Below are 19944 nucleotides of genomic sequence, written 5' to 3'. Positions count from 1 at the left end.
ATCTCATGAAAAAAATATCTTCAATCATACTTCTGTACTTTATTTCTTTAGTTGCTGTTTTCGCTCAGAAAACAGTAGCTAAAGATGTTATGAATAAAGTATATGAGGAAGTCAAAACTCCTTATAAATACGGGCTTGTAATCGCTCCCGAGGATAATATGCACAAAATCGACTGCCCTACCGTTTTTCGAAAAGATGGAAAATGGTACATGTCGTATATTGTTTATAACGGAAAAACAGGAAAAGACGGTCGAGGCTACGAAACATGGCTTGCCGAAAGCAACGATCTGCTCGAATGGAAAACATTGGGACGGATATTATCTTTTCCTGAAAAAGGAAGTGGACGTTGGGATGAAAACCAAAGGGCAGGATACATAGCCCTTGTCGATTATCAATGGGGAGGTAACTACAATGTCGAAAAATTCGACAATAAATATTGGATGTCATACTTCGGAGGTATCGGTAAAGGTTACGAACAAGGTCGCCTCGAAGAAGGAATGGCTTATACCGATGGAGATATTACAAAAGCTCATGAATGGAAAAGCTTTGAAAAACCGAGATTATCACCTCTTGATCCGAACAAAGGATGGTGGGAAAATATAACACAATACAAATCATCCGTTATCTGGGATAAAACAAAACGCTTAGGACACCCGTTCGTTATGTTCTATAATGCAGGAGGAATTAACCCCTCGAATAACGTTAAAGCAGAAAGAATCGGTATTGCCCTATCGGACGATATGGTACATTGGAAACGCTATCACGGCAATCCGATTGTCAATCACGAACAAGGCATTACAGGTGATGGAGTTATACAGCAAATCGGCGATTTATACGTAATGTTCTATTTCGGGGCATTTCACAAAACCCGTACTTACAAAGCCTTCAATACATTTGCTTGCTCCTATGATTTGATTAATTGGACAGACTGGGATGGTGATGATCTGATTATTCCTACCGAAAAATACGATAATCTGTTTGCTCATAAATCGTATGTAGTTAAATGGAACGATGTTGTATATCACTTTTACTGTGCGGTAAATAACGATGATCAACGTGCAATAGCTGTTGCCACATCGAAAGATATGGGACGAAGTCTTGTTCGTTTTCCTAAACCCGATAAAGAAACTTTCAGAAAAGAAACATCTTTAAATAATGGTTGGAAAACAACCGTAAACGAAACAGACAAAAATGCAATGACAGGTTTTGAATCTCTCAATTTTGACGATTCGAAATGGACAAAAGTGAATGTTCCTCACAATTGGGATCAGTACGAAGGGGTTCGTCGTTTGAAACATGGAAACCTACACGGATATTCTTGGTACAGAAAAACATTTGATGCAAAAAATGAAGGCGAAGGCAAACGATACTTTTTGTTTTTCGAAGGTGTAGGTTCGTATGCTACTGTATACCTAAACAATCAGAAAGTAGGATATCATGCAGGAGGACGTACCACTTTCACTCTCGATGTTACGGATGCAATCCGTTTCGATCAACCGAATATACTCGCTGTACAGGCAGATCATCCTCCGATGATTTCAGACTTACCTTGGGTGTGTGGCGGTTGCTCTTCGGAATGGGGATTCTCCGAAGGTTCTCAACCAATGGGAATATTTCGTCCGGTAACTTTGGTGGTATCTAATGATGTTCGGATAGAACCGTTTGGTGTTCATGCATGGAACGATAAACCACAAATAACAGCAACAGACAAAACATTCTCATTAAATGTCGATACAGAGATAAAGAACTATACAAATAATCAGCGTAAAATTGAAATTATACAAAAGCTGGTCAATACCGAAAACATACAGATCAAGCGTGTTACAGATACAATTATTCTCAAACCGAACGAAACTCGAACAATAAAACAAATAGGTACTGAGATTGTAAATCCGATACTTTGGGATACCGAAAATCCGTATCTCTACAAGCTGATAACCATGATCAAAGAAAACGGAAAGATTATCGATCAGGAGACTACTCCTTATGGCTTCCGTTGGATATCGTGGCCTATATACCGCAACGATGGTGACAATCGTTTCTATCTGAACGGAAAACCAGTGTTCCTGAATGGAGTCTGCGAATACGAGCATATACTAGGTAATAGTCATGCTTTTAGCGACGACCAAATTATATCTCGTGTAGAGCAGATGAAAGCTGCCGGATTCAATGCGTTCCGTGATGCACATCAGCCTCACAATTTATTGTATCAAAACTTGTGGGAGAAAAACGGCACACTTCTATGGACTCAACTGTCGGCTCATGTATGGTACGACACTCCCGAATTCAGAGAAAACTTCAAAAACAATCTGCGTGAATGGGTAAAAGAAAGACGCTCTTCTCCGGCTGTTGTGCTTTGGGGGTTACAGAACGAGAGCGTACTCCCTAAAGATTTTGCAGAAGAATGTACTGCCATCATTCGCGAAATAGATCCGACTTCTCCTACTCAACGCCTTGTCACTACATGTAACGGAGGCGATGGTACAGACTGGAATGTCGTACAAAACTGGTCGGGAACATATAGCGGCGATCCTTACAAATACAATCAAGAATTAAGTAAAAAAGATCAACTATTAAATGGAGAGTATGGTGCTTGGCGAAGCATAGACCTGCATACCGAAGGTGGTTTTATTCCGGACGGGAAATGGAGTGAAGACCGTATGACTGCTCTTATGGAAATGAAAATTCGTATGGCTGAACAAGTTCGCGACAGCGTTTGCGGCCAATTTCAATGGATATACAGTTCGCACGATAATCCCGGTAGGATACAAAACGATGAGGCATTCAGAGACATAGACCGTATTGGTCCATTTAATTATAAAGGGTTGGTTACCCCTTGGGAAGAACCTTTGGATGTATACTACATGTATCGTTCGAACTATGTGCTGAAAGAAAAATCACCGATGGTTTATATCGTTTCTCATACATGGAACGACAGATGGACTGAACGGGGCATCAAAAACGGAATTACAGTATATTCAAATTGCGATGAAGTAGAACTATTCAACGATGTGAAGTCTATATCATTAGGCAAACGCACCCGAAACGGTATCGGTACACATTTTACGTGGGATAATGTAAATATCCGATACAATGTGCTGTATGCCATTGGATATGTAAACGGAAAAGCTGTTACGGAAGATTATATAGTAATGGAGAATCTGCCAAAATCACCAAACTTCGGACAGTTGTATAAAGACGTACAAAATGTAACCCAACCTCAGCCTGACTACAATTATATCTATCGTGTAAATTGCGGAGGTGATAATTTTTCAGACGAAAACGGCAATTTATGGATGACGGATGTACACAAAGTAAAAGGCGATTATTGGGGCTCGCTGTCATGGACTGATGACTTCGGCAATCTGCCTGATTTTCTGGCATCTCAACGCAGAACGAAAGATCCTATTGATGGAACTAAAGATTGGCAATTATTCCAGACATTCCGTTTTGGACGTGAGAAACTGAAATATCAATTTCCTCTTCCGAATGGAGAATATCTTATCGAATTATACTTTATAGAACCTTGGTGGGGAACAGATCGCAGCATGAATTGCGAAGGTTTCCGAACATTCGATATTGCAGTAAACAAAGATACTGTAATCAAGAATCTGGATATATGGAAAGAAGCAGGTCACGACAAAGTATTAAAGAAATCAGTAAAAGGCATCGTTAAAAACGGGATGCTAGAAATATCATTTCCTCGAATCAATACAGGGCAAGCCATTGTTTCGGCTATAGCTATAGCATCGACCGATAAAAATATAAAAGGTAAACCTGCATCCCCATCCCTTATTTTGAATGTAACAGGTGGAACTCACAAACATTGGGCTGATACAGGTAATGATTTCACATCACTTCCGGCTCAACTATACGGAGCAGAATGGATTAAAAAAGAAACCAATACTAATCCTATTTCTTTTACCATCAGCAAAGATGCAGATATCTATCAGAAAGTAGATACAGGATTTGTTAAGACCTCATGTAAAGCCGGAGAAAGATTAAATCTTAACAGTGAGTACATTTTTGCCGTACCTCAGATAGAATGGCCTGCCGAACCAAATCTTCGTCCCGAAATATCATTAGAAGCCGAAAGTGCTGTAACAAAAGGTAAATGGGATAAGGTAACTATCCGTAAAAAAGAGGGAGTAAAAGCTATCGGCAAAGCTACTCACAGCATATCGTGGACTATGTCTCCCGGTCTTGCCGGAGTGTATGCCCTTCGGTTTAAGTACATAAATACCACTAACCAGCCTATTACAGCAAAAATTCAAATACTATCGAGCGACAACAGAGTGATGCGCGAAAGCGAAATACAGTTTCCGTCGGCTCCCGAAAAATGGAGAATGATAAGCACTACTACCGGCGAATACATCAATGCCGGACATTATCAGGTAGTGATAAGCGGCGATAATCTCGAAGGATTAGCTTTTGACGCTTTGGATGTTCAATAAATGAAAGATAAATGATGAAAAGATATTATACCAAATACATGTATATACTGATACTCCAAATACTATCGGTATACACAGTATTTTCCCAGATAAATAAACCCGATTGGGAAAATCTGTCTGTTTTGGAAATAAACAGAGAACCTGCCCGAGCTTATTTTATACCGTTTGCAAACGAAAAGCAGGCTTTAGCAGGAGATAAAAACCAATCGCCCTTTTATCAATCATTGAATGGCAATTGGAAATTTCATTGGGTAGCTCGCCCCGAAGAACGTCCTGCCGATTTTTTCAAAACCGACTTTAATGACAGTAACTGGAAAAACATAACTGTTCCATCTAATTGGGAAATGCAGGGTTATGGTACACCCATTTATGTGAGTTCGGGATATGCATTTAAGATAGATCTACCCAGAGTAACAAGTGAACCCAAGCAAGATTACACAACATACAAAGAGCGTAATCCGGTAGGATCGTACCGCCGATCATTTAGATTGCCCGAGGCTTGGACCAACCGACAGGTATTTGTCCGTTTCGAAGGAGTACAGAGTGCATTCTATATCTGGATAAATGGTAAAAAAGTAGGATACAGTCAAGGCAGCATGTCTCCATCCGAATTTGATATTACGGATTATGTTCAGAAAGGCAATAATCAGATAGCTGTAGAAGTATACCGATGGAGCGATGGAAGTTATCTCGAAGATCAGGATATGTGGCGAACCAGTGGTATACACCGCGATGTATATTTATATTCGACAAGCGATGTGCGTATATCGAACTTTGCTGTACGAACCATTCTCGACAAAGATTATAAAGATGCAAGTCTGCAAATAAAACCTGAACTGAAATCGTATAAAGGAAATAAACTCGAAGGATGGAATGTAGAGGCTGAGCTGTTTGATGCTAATAACCAACCTGTATTCGGCAAAGCCCTGCAACAAGATGCTTTACCGATACTCAATGCAGATAATAAAGCAGGGGTATTGAACGATCGTACTCCTCAACGGGGACGTGCCAAATTTGCTTGGCTCGAAAGTAAAGTTTCTAATCCGTTGATGTGGACAGCCGAAACACCCAATCTATATACCTTAGTTATCAGTCTGAAAAACGAAAAGGATGAAACGATAGAAACTATCGGTTGTAAAATCGGATTCAGAAGTATAGAGATAAAAGACGGACTAGTATTGATCAATGGTAACCCCATTCGCTTGAGAGGTGTAAATCGTCACGAACATAGTCCCCGAACCGGTCGCAGCATATCTGAAGAAGATATGATAAAAGACATTGTACTGATGAAGCGAGCCAATATAAATGCAGTACGTACATCACACTATCCGAATAATCCTCGGTGGTACGAATTGTGCGATCAGTACGGATTGTATGTGATGGACGAAGCTGATATCGAGGAACACGGATTAAGAGGAAAACTTGCCAGCGACCCTATGTGGAATGCAGCCTTTATGGATAGAGCCATTCGCATGGCTGAACGAGATAAGAATCATTCATCTATCATATTCTGGTCGATGGGGAATGAGGCCGGATATGGTGCTAATTTTGCATCAATATCCGCTTGGTTGAAAGACTTCGACCCTACCCGACCGATTCATTACGAAGGTGCACAAGATACTCCGACCGACCCAAAAACGGTAGATGTTATCAGCCGTTTCTATCCTCGGGTACAAGACGAATACCTCAACCCCAACATTGCAGAGGGTGAAGATAAAGAGCGTGCCGAAAATGCCCGTTGGGAACGGTTGCTAAGCATCGCTCGCGATACGGTGGATAATCGTCCTGTATTGACAAGTGAATATGCTCACTCGATGGGTAATGCTCTAGGAAATTTCAAAGAATATTGGGACGAAATATATTCTAATAAACGAATGTTGGGTGGATTCATATGGGATTGGGTAGATCAGGGTTTATACAAAAAAGATGCTGATGGAAAAGAGTTTCTTGCTTATGGCGGAGACTTCGGAGATAAACCCAATCTTCATGCATTCTGTTTCAATGGAATTGTATTTGCAGATAGAGGTCTTACACCTAAATACTTTGAGGTAAAGAAAGTATATCAACCCATGAAAGTCGAGGTGGAAAATATCAATGACAGCAATATTATTCTGAAAGTTACTAATCGTAATCACTTTATCAATCTGAATGAATATGATGTAAAATGGTTTGTTATTGCTAATGGCGACACTTTAAAATCGGGTAATACAATATTCAACATACCATACGGCAAAAGTAAAAGCATATCTGTGCAAATAGGAAAATATTCAACGGTAAATGAAAACGATGTCTATTTACGAATTAGTTTCCGATTAAAAGAAAATACGCTGTGGGCTGAAAAAGGCTACGAAATAGGTTTTGAACAATTGCAAATAAAAAAAGGTTTGCCTCACTCAACAAACAAAAGTAAGCCTTTAAAATCGGTGATAAAAGATGGAAACAAAATTCTGACTTCAGGGCAAGGGTTTGATGCAATATTCGATATGCAAGCAGCAACACTATCTTCACTCAAATATGGTGGAGAAGAAATGTTAGTTTCGTCTCCTATATTTCAGGGATATCGTTCGCCTGTGGATAATGACAAAGGTTTTGGAAACTGGTTAGCTAAAGATTGGAAACAGCAAGGATTGGATAGTCTGCAAAGAGTTGTCAATAATTGTGAAGTTATACAAGAAACCTCAGATTTTATAAAAATAAAGACAACAGTATCTAATCTTTCGAAAAACGGAAATATAGAACACACTGCTATCTGGACTATAAACGGAAACGGAAGTATTGATATTGAAAACAGTTTTACACAGAAAGGACAATTACCAGAATTGCCCCGTTTAGGAATTGTGATGCCTTTGAATCAGAATTTGGAGCAATTCGAATGGTATGGACACGGACCTTACGAAAATTATTCTGACCGTAAAGAAAGTTCACCGATTGGCTTGTATCGCAGTACAGTAACCGATCAGTATATTCCCTACCCCCGACCTCAGGATACGGGCAACAAAGAAAATGTAGAATGGCTGAAACTAACCGACAAAAAAGGCAAAGGAATACAAATCAGTTGCACTTCGGGTTTGATGTCTGCATCTGCATTGCATTTCACGGCAAGCGATTTCGACAATGCAAGCCATGCTTATTTACTGAAACCTCGTAAAGAAACTATACTATCGCTCGATGCTATTATGCTCGGATTGGGTAACAGCAGCTGCGGACCTGGTGTATTGAAAAAATATGCAATCGAAAAAAGGACTTACAATCTGAATATTAGCATTAAACCTGAAAATAAATGATGAAAACTACAAAATATATATCTATACTATCTATTGCACTAAGTTGTATATTATCGTTCAACCTAACTGCACAAACAAAAAAACAGAGCGAAACCGAAACAGGTATTCAATACTTATCGGGTACGGGATCAGATAATACTGTCGACTGGGAATTTTACTGCACTGATGGACGCAACAGCGGTAAGTGGACAACCATACCTGTTCCTTCTTGCTGGGAACTGCAAGGATTCGGCACATATCAGTACGGTATGCCTTTTTATGGAAAAGAATACCCTGCAGGGATAGCCAAAGAGCAGGGTAAATACAAATATAAATTTAAACTACCCAAGGAGTGGGAAGGCAGAACTGTCCGCATCGTTTTCGATGGTGTTATGACAGATGTTACAGCCGAAATAAACGGACGCCGTTGCGGTTACTTGCATCAAGGTGCATTCTATCGTTTTAAAAGCGATGTCAGCGACCGAATCAACTTCGGCGATAAAGAAAATGTGTTGGAAATGACGGTTAGCAAAGAATCGTCGAACCCTAGTGTAAACATGGCTGAACGCAGAGCCGATTACTGGAATTTCGGGGGGATATTTCGCCCGGTGTTTATAGAAGCTTTGCCAGCATTCAATATAGATCGTACAGCTATCGATGCCAAAGCCGATGGAAGTTTCTATGCTGATATTTTCTTAGGTGCAGCTATGAGTAATAGCGCTAAAGTTACAGCTCAACTATTAGACAAAGAGGGAAAACCACTTGGTCAGAGCATCGAAACTCCTGTAAAAAACGGATCGGACAAGGTTGCCGTTTCGGGTAAATTCAATAACATAAAAACGTGGACTCCCGAAACACCTAATTTATATTATGTCCAATTTACATTAACAGATAACGGTAAAGTAAAACACATAGTAAAAGAACGAATCGGATTCCGTACTATCGAAGTTCGGCCAAGTGACGGATTGTACGTCAACGGACAACGAGTAATGATAAAAGGTGTAAATCGCCACAGTTTCCGCCCCGAAACAGGACGTACTCTCAGCAAAAAAAATAATTATGATGATGTAAAACTCATCAAAGAAATGAACATGAATGCCGTTCGTCTATCTCATTATCCTTCCGATCCCGAATTCTTGGATACTTGTGACGAACTCGGATTATATGTGATGGTAGAACTTGCCGGATGGCACGGTAAATACGACAGCAATGTGGGTGCTAAATTAGTACACGAGATGGTCAAACGCGACGTTAATCATCCATCAGTTACATGGTGGTCGAACGGAAACGAAGGTGGTCATAATCTCGAAATAGATAAAGAATTTGCCCCACTCGATCCTCAGAAAAGACCTGTACTTCACCCTCAGAAAAACTTCGGAGGATTCGAAACGATGCACTATCGTTCGTATGGCGAAAGTCAGGAATATATGCGTAAGCCTGAAATATTTATGCCTACCGAATTTTTACATGGATTATACGATGGCGGTCACGGAGCCGGTCTTTGGGATTATTGGGAAATGATGTGCAAGCATCCTCGTTGTGCAGGAGGTTTTCTTTGGGTATTGGCAGACGAAGGTGTTATGCGTACTGATCAGGATGGACGTATCGACAATGTAGGCAACTATGGTGCAGATGGTATTGTAGGTCCCCATCACGAACGTGAAGGAAGTTTCTATACTGTAAAACAAATATGGTCGCCTGTGCAGGTGATGAATACATCGCTCCCCGACAACTTTGACGGAACATTCAATATCGAAAACAGATACGACTTTACTAATCTGAAAGATTGCAAATTCAAATGGGTTTTAAAATCGCTCAAAGGTGAAGAAAAAATTCTCAATCAAGGTGAAGTTAACGGAACAGATATTGCTCCGCATTCTGCCGGAACATTAAAAATCAATCTTCCTCAGAATTGGAGAAATGCCGATGCATTATATCTTACTGCTTACGGAAAAGACAATGAAGAGTTATGGACTTGGGACTGGGATTGGAAACAATCATCGGAATATTATCCCTTTGCCGATAAAAGGGGAAAACTTTCTACTCAAGACAACGATAAAACCTTACAAGTATCAGCTGGTAACACAACACTTACTTTCGATAAATCGACAGGTTTACTAAGTTCTGTTCAAGAAAACGAAAAGAGTATCGCTTTCGAAAAAGGACCTCGTTTTATAGCTGCTCGCAGGGGCGACCGTTCTATGGATGTATATTATAATCACGATGATAACGAAGCTCGCAGTAAAGAACGTATTTACAATGATATTTCGGGCGAGAGCAAACTTACTTCGTTCAATTTCAAATCATATACAGACAGTATAGTTGTTACAGCCGATTATTTCGGTAATATGCGTCAGGCGAAATGGACTATTCAATCGAATGGTGAAATACTACTCGATTACGCTTATCAGTACGACGGCACAGTTGAATTGATGGGCGTTATGTTCGACTATCCCGAAAATCAGGTAGTATCTAAACAATGGTTGGGCGAAGGACCTTACCGTGTTTGGCAAAACCGTATTCATGGAACCAACTTCGGTATATGGGAAAACGATTACAACGACCCTATTCCCGGAGAAACATTTATATATCCCGAGTTCAAAGGATATTTTAATAACTGGAAATGGCTTTCACTGAAAACAACCGAAGGTACAATTAATATCGGCAATGTCTCGGGAAGTAAATATCTGGGCGTATATACCCCTCGTGACGGACGTGATGCATTGCTTTACACAATCCCTCAGAGTGGTATTGCCATGTTGGAAGTTATCCCTGCCGTAAGAAACAAAGTTAATTCGACCGACTTGGTTGGCCCCTCATCCCAAGCTCAATGGTCGGAAGGATTTCACAGAGGAAGTATTCGTTTGAACTTTAATACTAAGTAAGTTTTATCAATTATGATTTTTGTAAAAAGACATATTATACTCTTCAGCTTATTACTATCAATTATATTCAATAGTATGGCTGGCGATATTAAACAGCTATGGTCTGCTCCTCCAAAAGATGCTAAGCCATGGGTATTCTGGTACTGGATGCAGGGAGCAGTATCGAAAGAAGGAATTACCGCCGACCTCGAAGCCATGAAGCAAAACGGTATTGCCGGTGCTTATCTGATGCCGATAAAAGGAGTACCCGAAAAACCTTGGCTCACTCCGAGTGTGGAGCAACTAAGTCCACTTTGGTGGGAGATGGTTAAACATGCCTTTACCGAAGCCAATAGATTGGGTCTTGAAATAGGATTTCATATTTGCGACGGATTTGCATTAGCCGGAGGTCCTTGGATAACTCCTGAACTATCGATGCAAAAAGTAGTATGGAAAAGCACTCAGGTAAGCGGAGGAAAACAAATAGACATTACCCTCCCTCAACCCGAAAGCTATAAAGGATATTATAAAGACATTGCTATTTTTGCCTATCCTACTCCGAAGGGAGAAAATGTATCATCGTATGATATAAAGCCAAAGGTATCGACAAGTATTCCAAATACTGATGCTCAATTTTTGGCAATCGAAAAGAATGAAGAAAACTTCAGAAGCGAGTCTTCTTGTTGGATTCAGTATACATTCGAGAACCCTTTTACCTGCCGAACTATACAGGTAATAGCATCGGGAAATAACTTTCAGTCACAACGCTTAACGATTGAATCGAGCGATGACGGTATTCATTTTAGAAAGATCATTCAACTCACACCTCCACGACAAGGGTGGCAGAATCAAGATTTTGCAATGACTCACAGCGTACCTGAAACTACTGCCCGATATTTTCGTTTCGTTTACGACAAGGAAGGATCTGAACCGGGATCCGAAGACTTGGATGCTGCCAAATGGAAACAATCTTTAAAGATAAAAGGTATACGGTTGTCTTCGGATGCACGGATCAATCAATTTGAAGGTAAAAACGGATCGGTATGGAGGGTAAGTGCTCGTACAACCGATAATCAAATACCTAATTCTCTTTCTATTAACCAAAAATACTTGATAGACATAACACAATTTGCAGATAACAACGGAAAGCTGAATTGGAAAGCACCCAAAGGCAATTGGACTATACTTCGTATGGGGCATACTTCTACAGGGCATACCAATGCTACAGGTGGCAAAGGTTCCGGATTGGAAAGCGATAAATTCAATCCCGAAGCAATACGGTTACAATTCAGTTCATGGTTCGGCAAAGCATTGGATGTTGCCGGAAAAGATCTAGCATCGCGTGTAGTTAAAGTATTTCATGTTGACAGTTGGGAGTGCGGAAGTCAGAATTGGTCACCTGTATTTCAGGAAGAATTTAAGAAAAGACGGGGCTATGATCTGGTAACTTATCTACCCGTGATGGCTGGAATACCGATCAATAGTGCTGACTTTTCGGAAAGACTACTGCATGATGTCCGCCAAACCATATCAGAACTTGTTGTCGATAAATTCTATAAGGAACTGAAAATAATGGTTAATGAAAGAGGTATTCAATTCAGTGCCGAAAATGTTTCGCCAACCATGCTCAGCGATGGTATGCTGCATTATCAGCATGTAGATATACCCATGAACGAGTTTTGGCTGCAAAGTCCCACTCACGATAAACCCAATGATGTATTAGACGCTGTATCAGGCGCTCATATCTATGGTAAAAATATTATTCAGGCAGAATCATTTACTCAACTTCGAACCATGTGGAATGAAACTCCTGCCATGGTGAAAAGCCTACAAGATCGGGAATATGCTTTGGGGATCAACAAACTAAGCTATCATGTATATGTACATAATCCATGGTTGGACAGAAAACCGGGAATGACACTAGATGGTATCGGTTTTTATTTTCAACGAGATCAGACATGGTGGAATCTGGGACGTGCATGGGTCGACTATGCCACTCGTTGCCATGCCCTGCTTCAATATGGAAAACCGGTGGTAAATATAGCTGTATTTACTGGAGAAGAGCTGCCTCGAAGAGCCATTCTTCCTGATAGACTAGTACCATTTCTGCCAGGATTATTCGGTGAAGAAAAAGTGGAAGCCGAAAAAATCAGATTGGCAAATGTAGGTACTCCCTCGCATCAGATGCCCGTAGGTGTAAATCATTCTTCTAACATTACAGACGCATCGCAATGGGTAAATGCGTTGAGAGGTTATCATTACGACAGTTTCAATGCAGATGCTCTGATTCGTTTGGCAACAGCTAAAGAAGGAAAAATAGTTCTTCCCGATGGACTAAAATACGATGTATTAGTGATCCCCGGAAAACATCCTATGCAACCCGATGCCGATTATATGTCTCAAGAGGTTGCAAATAAAATTGCTGAGTTGGTAAAATCAGGATGTAAGGTCATGATAAACGAATTGCCCGATAAAACAACAGGAATAAATAATAATGTAACAAATTTAGTTTGGGACAACTTTGTTAAAAACAAAACCATAGCATTGCCTTATACCAATGAAACGCTTGATAATCTGGGAGTGGCTCGAGACTTTATTGCTATCGAAAACAATCAGTATGCTAAAGACATTGCCTTCACTCATCGAAAAGGAAGTAATGCCGATATATATTTTATATCGAACCAGAAAGCGGAAAAGAGAAATGTATCTATATCGCTACGAGAATATGGACGCAACATCGAACTTTGGAATCCTGTAACAGCCGAAATTAACTCAGATGTTAGTTGGGAGATTAAAGACAATAGAACTGTCTTTAATCTGGATTTGGATGAAAACGAATCTGTTTTCGTAGTCCTTCAAACACCGACCGATAAAACAGAGAATAAATCAGTGGCATATCGCAAAACAGAAAGTATCTTAGTTAATTCTCCTTGGTCGGTACAATTCGATACTACTAAAAGGGGTATAAAGAATGCGGTTGAATTTAAGACTCTCACCGATTGGTCTGAAAACACGAATGATAGCATCAAGTATTATTCAGGCGAGGCTGTATATAAAAATACGTTTACGGTATCGCTACAGAAAGACAGTAAATACACCATAAATTTTGGTGCTGTATACGACTTAGCTGAAGTTAAAGTAAATGGAATATCTTGCGGAATAATATGGACTAAGCCTTATTCACTAGACATAACTAAGGCTCTGAAAGAAGGAACAAATCATATCGAAATAACTGTTGCAAATACTTGGGCAAACCGTATAATGGGAGATGAAGATTTCGGTATAGAAAAAGATGAGAAGAAAAAAATCTGGACAAATGCCCGTTATCGTTTACCCGAAAAGAAATTGGTAAAAAGCGGGTTAGTAGGTAATGTAACAATAACAGAATACAGGAAATAAGACATTAAATACTTACTGTTACTTAAAACAATAATCAACTTTGCTATTTTATGTATACAAACTCGATAAAAAGGTCGTTGACCTTACTATTTATTTTACTTCAATTTGCTCTCCATTCGTTTTCAGTGGAAGTATACGACCTCACATGTGAAATGATGAGAACTCCGTTGGCCGTCAACGTACAATCTCCTCGCTTCGGGTGGAAATTAATATCAGCAAATCAGGGAGATTATCAGACTGCTTATCAAATTATCGTAAGATCCGAATCGGGTGAAATATGGAATTCGGGAAAGGTAAAATCAGGAAGAAGCCAGATGGTTATTTACAGAGGAAAGACATTAAAATCGGATCAGACATATACATGGAATGTCAAAATTTGGGACTCTAAAGGGAACGCTTCAGAAAGTAAAACATCCTTTTTCGAGATAGCACCCAACTTTTCTGCCAGCCGATCAAAATGGATTGGAGCAATACCCCGGGAACAGTCTAACTTACCGATTGGACGAAGGGATTTTCACGGACCTCCCTTCAAGAACAAAGAATACAAACAGATTTACGATAAGGTCGACACTTTGGCTCTACGCAGCATCATGCTCAGGAAAGAATTCAGAATAGAAAAACAAATCAAAAGAGCCATCATACATATATCGGGATTAGGACATTACAACCTGTCAATAAATGGACAAGAAGTCAGTAAAGACATATTTACTCCGGTATGGAGCGACTATGATAAAACCGTTTATTACAATACTTACAAAGTCGACTCATTATTACAAAACGGACTAAACTCTATAGGTGTCGTTCTGGGAAACGGATTTTATAACGCAATGGGAAACCGTTACCGTAAACTGTGGGTAACTTTCGGCCCGCCTACCCTATTCACCGAAATGCAAATTGATTACACAGACGGAACTTCGGATATTATTAATTCGGACACGACCTGGAAATACGATATAAGCCCTACCGTATATAACGATATTTACGGAGGGGAAGACTACGATGCCCGTTGCGAGCAGGAAGGATGGAATTTGCCCGGATTTGATTCTTCAAAATGGAAACAGGTTGTAGAACAAGGCGCTCCAAAAGGCATTCTTCGCCCGCAAGAATTGACTGGTGTACGTATACGTGAACATTTTTCGGCTCAGAAAGTATCGAAGATAGACAGCAGTTACGTTTTGGATATGGGACAGAATCTCGCCGGATTTCCAGCGATAAAGGTTATAGGGAAAAAAGGTCAATCGGTAAAACTTACCGTGGGGGAACAACTGAACGAGCAAACCGGAAAGGTGTCACAGAAACAATCGGGCAGCCCTCATTTTTACACTTATACATTGAAAGGAGAAGGGATTGAAGAATGGCATCCTCAATTTTCATTCTATGGTTTCAGGTACATTCAGATCGATGGAGCCGAGATATTGAATATGTCTGACGATAAACCGTCTGTAATAGGTATACAATCGGATTTTATCTATAATTCTACAGACGAAGTCGGTAGTTTTGAGTGCTCGAATGAGATATTCAACAAAGCCCATATCTTAATAAAGAATGCCGTTAAGAGCAATATGCAATCAGTGTTTATGGATTGCCCGCATCGGGAGAAACTCGGATGGCTGGAGGAAACCCACCTGATGGGGCCTTGCCTGCTCTACAACTGGGATCTGACCCAATTCTACCCTAAAATAATGCGGGATATCGCAGACAGGCAAAACGAGAATGGGTTTGTTCCTACAATCGTGCCTGAATACGTCGTATTTGATGAAAGTCTTGACGTTTTCCACGATTCTCCGGAATGGGGGATAGCATCAATCATGATCCCGTGGCTGCATTACAAATTTTACGGAGACGATACCCTGATCAGGGAATATTATAATACAATGAAGGGGTATGTAAACCACATGACATCACGGGCAACAGACCACATTGTCTCTCATGGACTGGGTGACTGGTACGACTATGGTGAGCATCGCGCAGGTTTCTCAAAAAATAGTCCTGTAGAAGTATCGGCTACTGCACATTATTACTATGCGGCACATCTGGTTGCAGAAGCTGCCAAGATGCTGAACAAATCGCAAGATGAGAAAAGCTATTCTAAATTAGCGGATGATATAAAATCGGCGTTCAATGAAAGATTTTTCCATCCGGACAGCCGTCAATACGGATCGGGAAGCCAGTTTTGCAACGCGATTGCCATTTACATGAATCTGGTTGACCCGAAATATAAACAAGACGTCTTAAACAATCTGAAATCCGATATCGCGAAATACGGAAACCGTTTGACAACAGGAGATGTTGGAAACCGTTATCTGTTTCAGGCACTAGCCCTGAACGGCGAGAACGAATTGATGTATCTGATGCATAACCACGAGGATGCTCCGGGATACGGTTTTCAATTAAAGTTCGGAGCAACTACACTCACCGAGCAATGGGATCCACGTAAGGGAGCTTCATGGAATCACTTTATGATGGGTCAGATAGACGAATGGTTTTTCGGAACTCTGGCCGGAATAAAGCCTGCAGCTTTCGGCTTTAAAGATGTTATAATAGAGCCGACACCGGTAGGAGACCTCACCTGGGTAAAAGCTCATCACCGTAATCTGTACGGAGATATAAAAGTAGATTGGACCAGAGAGAATAACAAGTTTATATTAAAAGCAGAGATTCCGGTCAACACCGGTGCAACGATTATACTTCCGAATAAGAAAATTCATAAGGTCGGATCAGGAAATCACACGTTTGAATGTAACATCGATGATTGATATTAATCAGTAGCCGAATCAATGAAATTGGCCGATTTGCAACTATTGATTCTCATTACTAATAAAAAAGAGAGAAGCCCATAAATCCAGCTCCTCTCTTTTTCTATTGTGTATCCAGCAGATATCTTATTATTAACTAACCTGCCTGCATTTCTGACGGCTATCTAATATCTGATATTTATTGCTTTCCGCCCAATTGATCATAATACGGACATTAGGCAATAAATCGTGCCCTAAACAAGTCAGTTCATATTCAACTCTGGGAGGTATTTCAGGATACATCTTTCGGGAAATAATGCCATCAGTCTCCAGTGAGCGTAAAGTCACGGTCAACATCTTTTGAGAAATATCACCAAGAGATTTACTGATTTGGTTAAACCGCATTGTACCATTATTACCCAGAGCATCCAATATAAGAATAGCCCACTTTCCGCAAATGTTATCAAGAATAGTTCGTACCGGACATTCTGTCATTTCAATGTTACGTTTCATCACTCACCTCCATGTATAAAATTCCGGTATAATCCGGATAACTCGAATCAATTATTAATCTCAATATGCAGCATCGGGAGTCGTAACCCGTATCAATTTTGCATTTACAAATTCGTAAATGCCGGCAGGAGACTGTTCACGTCCATACCCTGATCTTTTTGTTCCCCCGAAAGGCAATTCGGGAGCAATACCGGTCACATGATTTATATACACCATACCGGTATCTATACGACGGGCAACTTCCACTGCTTTATCTGTATCTGTGCCAAACACAGTACCGCCCAACCCGAAGTTTGTATCATTAGCCAATTCCACTGCTTCATCTACATTCTTTGCTGCATAGATAGCCAGTACAGGACCGAATATCTCATCGGAATAAGCCAGCATACCTTTCTTGATATCAGTCAGGATAGTTGGTTCCATATAAGCACCCGGACGATCGATCCGCTTTCCTCCTCTCACAAGCTTAGCTCCCTGCTGAACAGTTGTTTCAACCTGTTTGATTACATCCTGAACAGCCTTTTCGCTGCTCAATGGAGCCAATTGAGTTTTCGGATCAAGGGGATCTCCTACTACTACTTTATCATAAATAGCTTTTGCCTTTTCGATAAATTTATCAGCTACAGAAGCCATCACAATAATACGTTTCGGGGAAACACAAACCTGACCGGCATTCCACAAACGACCGAAAGCAGCAGTTTCGACTGCCTTGTCAAGATCAGCATCTTCGAGAACTACAAAGGCATCACTTCCCCCGAGTTCCAAAGTTGATTTTTTCAGATATTTTCCGGCCATAGATGCAAAGCTAGATCCGGCAGGCTCACTACCTGTCAGCGAAGCTCCTTTCACTCTGGGATCAGCCACTAACTCTGATACTTTAGCACCGGGAACAAATAAATTTGTATATACTCCTTTGGGTGCTCCTGCTTCTGCAAATATCTTTTCCATGATTTCTGCAGCCTGAGGAACATTAGACGCATGTTTCAACACAACTGTATTACCTGCCATAATATTTGGAGCAGCAGAACGTGTTATCTGATAAAAGGGGAAGTTCCATGGTTGCACGCTTAGAAGTACCCCAATCGGTTCATAGCTTAAAAAAGCCTTACCTTGCGGAGTATCCAGTGGCGCATCAGCCAAAAATTTTTCTCCATTATCGGCATAATAATCAAAAATATTTGCAGATAATTCCACTTCACCAATACCTTCGCGATGTAGTTTCCCCATTTCGATAGAGCAAAGTTTTCCCAGTTCCTCTTTACGCTCTCTCAGAATAGAAGCAACTTTATGTAAAAGTTTTGCCCTTTCGGCAAATGAAGTTTTTTTCCAGCTTTGAAATGCTTTATCAGCATCAGACAAGATCAAATCAATTTGTTGGTCAGTCATAACCGGATACTCTTTTTCAACCTGATTTGTTGCAGGATTTACGGTTTTAATACTTGACATAATCTTACATTTTTAGTTCGTGAATAATTTTCCTAAAATGAGAGTAAAGCTCTGCAGTTAGCAGAATAAAGCAACTGCGACCTTACTCTTATGCTGTAATTGTATGTATAAAACACAAATTGGATTTTTTATTTTTTTAGTATTGTTCAACAGTAGACGAATAATAAGACATCTATATATAACAACTTTATACTATAAAAATGTTCTCGAAACCCAAGTGATGCATTATTTCCCTAAGGATTAATAAAGTTGCAGCGAACTCTTTTGTCTGAGGTAATACATCCATTGATGAGGGCATTCCCATTACAATAGCAGCAAAGCGGGAAAAGACTGATTCCATTTCGGACAGGCTAAGTACATTTTCTTTGATATTTACATATCCTGCAATCTCCCGTATCTTAGGGTCGGAAGTTTCCAACCGATAGTTCTTTGCTTTTACCTGAGCAACCAAAGTCATAATCATATCTTCCACTTCGATTATAGCTGCCTCTATCTGAGCCTCATCAGGAGGTGTTTGTTTAAAGTACTTATCAGAAGTAATATCATACCCGACAGGCAATATCAATGATAAGCTGTGATCGGGCTCTGCCAGTATTGTCTGCTGCGAATCAATGAAAAGCGATATTACATTATTAGTCATGCTCAACCTCCTATTCTTACATTTTATTAATAAGAATAACCGTGAGGGAATTCCTCACGGCTCTCTCTGTTAAAGTATATTACTTAGCTATAAATTTCAGATACTCTTCAATATTCTTTGGCAATCTGTCATTCACATCTGGAGTATATGCTCCATGAAAAACATGATGTGATATATATTTTGCCCCTACGAATTTGGCGGTAGATTCCATCGGTTTCAATAGATCGGAGATGTTTCCAAACACAGAACCTGTGTATACTTCGTCTATACCGGCTGTAGATATTACAACTCCGAATTCTTTACCCTGAAGATTTTCGCCTCCATTTCCGTAGGCCCATCCTTGTAAGAAAACATCGTCTAACCATTTTTTCAATAATGGCGGCATATTATACCACTGGAAAGGATATTGAAAGATAACCCTGTCATATCCGAGCAATAAAGCCTGCTCAGAAGCAACATCTATATTCCAGTCGGGGTATGCTTTATAAATATTGTGAACATGTACTTCGGGATTGTTTTTCGCTAAAGCTTCAATCCATGATTTATTAATATGAGACTGCTCAATATTGGGGTGAGCTAAAATTATTATTGTTTTCATTGTCAAGAATGTACTATAATCTGTTTATTAAG

9 protein-coding genes are annotated in these 19944 nt (G+C 40.1%); 5 read left to right on the top strand and 4 right to left on the bottom strand.

Annotated features, from left to right (window positions below; translation table 11 throughout):
• The first annotated feature begins 5 nt into the window (after positions 1-5).
• From K322_RS0117825 to K322_RS0117805, 5 genes are all read left to right on the top strand, one after another.
• Positions 6-4454, top strand: coding sequence for a beta-d-glucuronidase/beta-L-arabinofuranosidase (locus K322_RS0117825; RefSeq protein ID WP_026628098.1), 4449 nt, complete (start codon positions 6-8; stop codon positions 4452-4454).
• A gap of 14 nt (positions 4455-4468) precedes the next feature.
• A complete protein-coding gene (locus tag K322_RS0117820; RefSeq protein WP_026628097.1) occupies positions 4469-7738 on the top strand; it encodes a glycoside hydrolase family 2 TIM barrel-domain containing protein in 3270 nt (1089 codons plus the stop codon).
• Entirely contained in the window at positions 7735-10602 is a 2868-nt protein-coding gene (locus K322_RS0117815; protein WP_026628096.1) for a glycoside hydrolase family 2, read from the top strand. Before K322_RS0117820 ends, K322_RS0117815 begins: the two co-directional genes overlap by 4 nt.
• Before the next feature lie 75 nt (positions 10603-10677).
• Positions 10678-13980: a glycosyl hydrolase gene (locus tag K322_RS0117810; protein ID WP_221407016.1), complete on the top strand. Its 3303-nt coding sequence runs from the start codon at positions 10678-10680 to the stop codon at positions 13978-13980.
• A gap of 50 nt (positions 13981-14030) precedes the next feature.
• A complete protein-coding gene (locus K322_RS0117805) occupies positions 14031-16736 on the top strand; it encodes an alpha-L-rhamnosidase (protein ID WP_035332542.1) in 2706 nt (901 codons plus the stop codon).
• A gap of 132 nt (positions 16737-16868) precedes the next feature.
• On the opposite strand, the gene K322_RS0117800 is transcribed toward K322_RS0117805, so the two are convergent.
• The 4 genes from K322_RS0117800 to K322_RS0117785 form a co-directional block, all read right to left on the bottom strand.
• Complete coding sequence (locus K322_RS0117800; protein WP_026628093.1) at positions 16869-17228, bottom strand: winged helix-turn-helix transcriptional regulator; 360 nt, start codon at positions 17226-17228, stop codon at positions 16869-16871.
• 60 nt (positions 17229-17288) lie between these two features.
• Positions 17289-18674, bottom strand: coding sequence for an NAD-dependent succinate-semialdehyde dehydrogenase (locus K322_RS0117795; protein WP_035332540.1), 1386 nt, complete (start codon positions 18672-18674; stop codon positions 17289-17291).
• Positions 18675-18861: 187 nt separating this feature from the next.
• On the bottom strand, positions 18862-19314 hold the full coding sequence (locus tag K322_RS20005) for a hypothetical protein (protein ID WP_051290961.1): 453 nt from the start codon (positions 19312-19314) through the stop codon (positions 18862-18864).
• Between the two features lie 79 nt (positions 19315-19393).
• Entirely contained in the window at positions 19394-19912 is a 519-nt protein-coding gene (locus tag K322_RS0117785) for an NAD(P)H-dependent oxidoreductase (RefSeq protein ID WP_026628091.1), read from the bottom strand.
• Positions 19913-19944: the final 32 nt, after the last annotated feature.

This window comes from Indolivaga capnocytophagoides DSM 22835, assembly GCF_000426485.1.
Lineage (GTDB): Bacteria > Bacteroidota > Bacteroidia > Bacteroidales > Dysgonomonadaceae > Dysgonomonas_A > Dysgonomonas_A capnocytophagoides.
The sequence above is the reverse complement of the archived record's forward strand: the minus strand, read 5'-3'. Positions and strand labels throughout refer to the sequence as shown.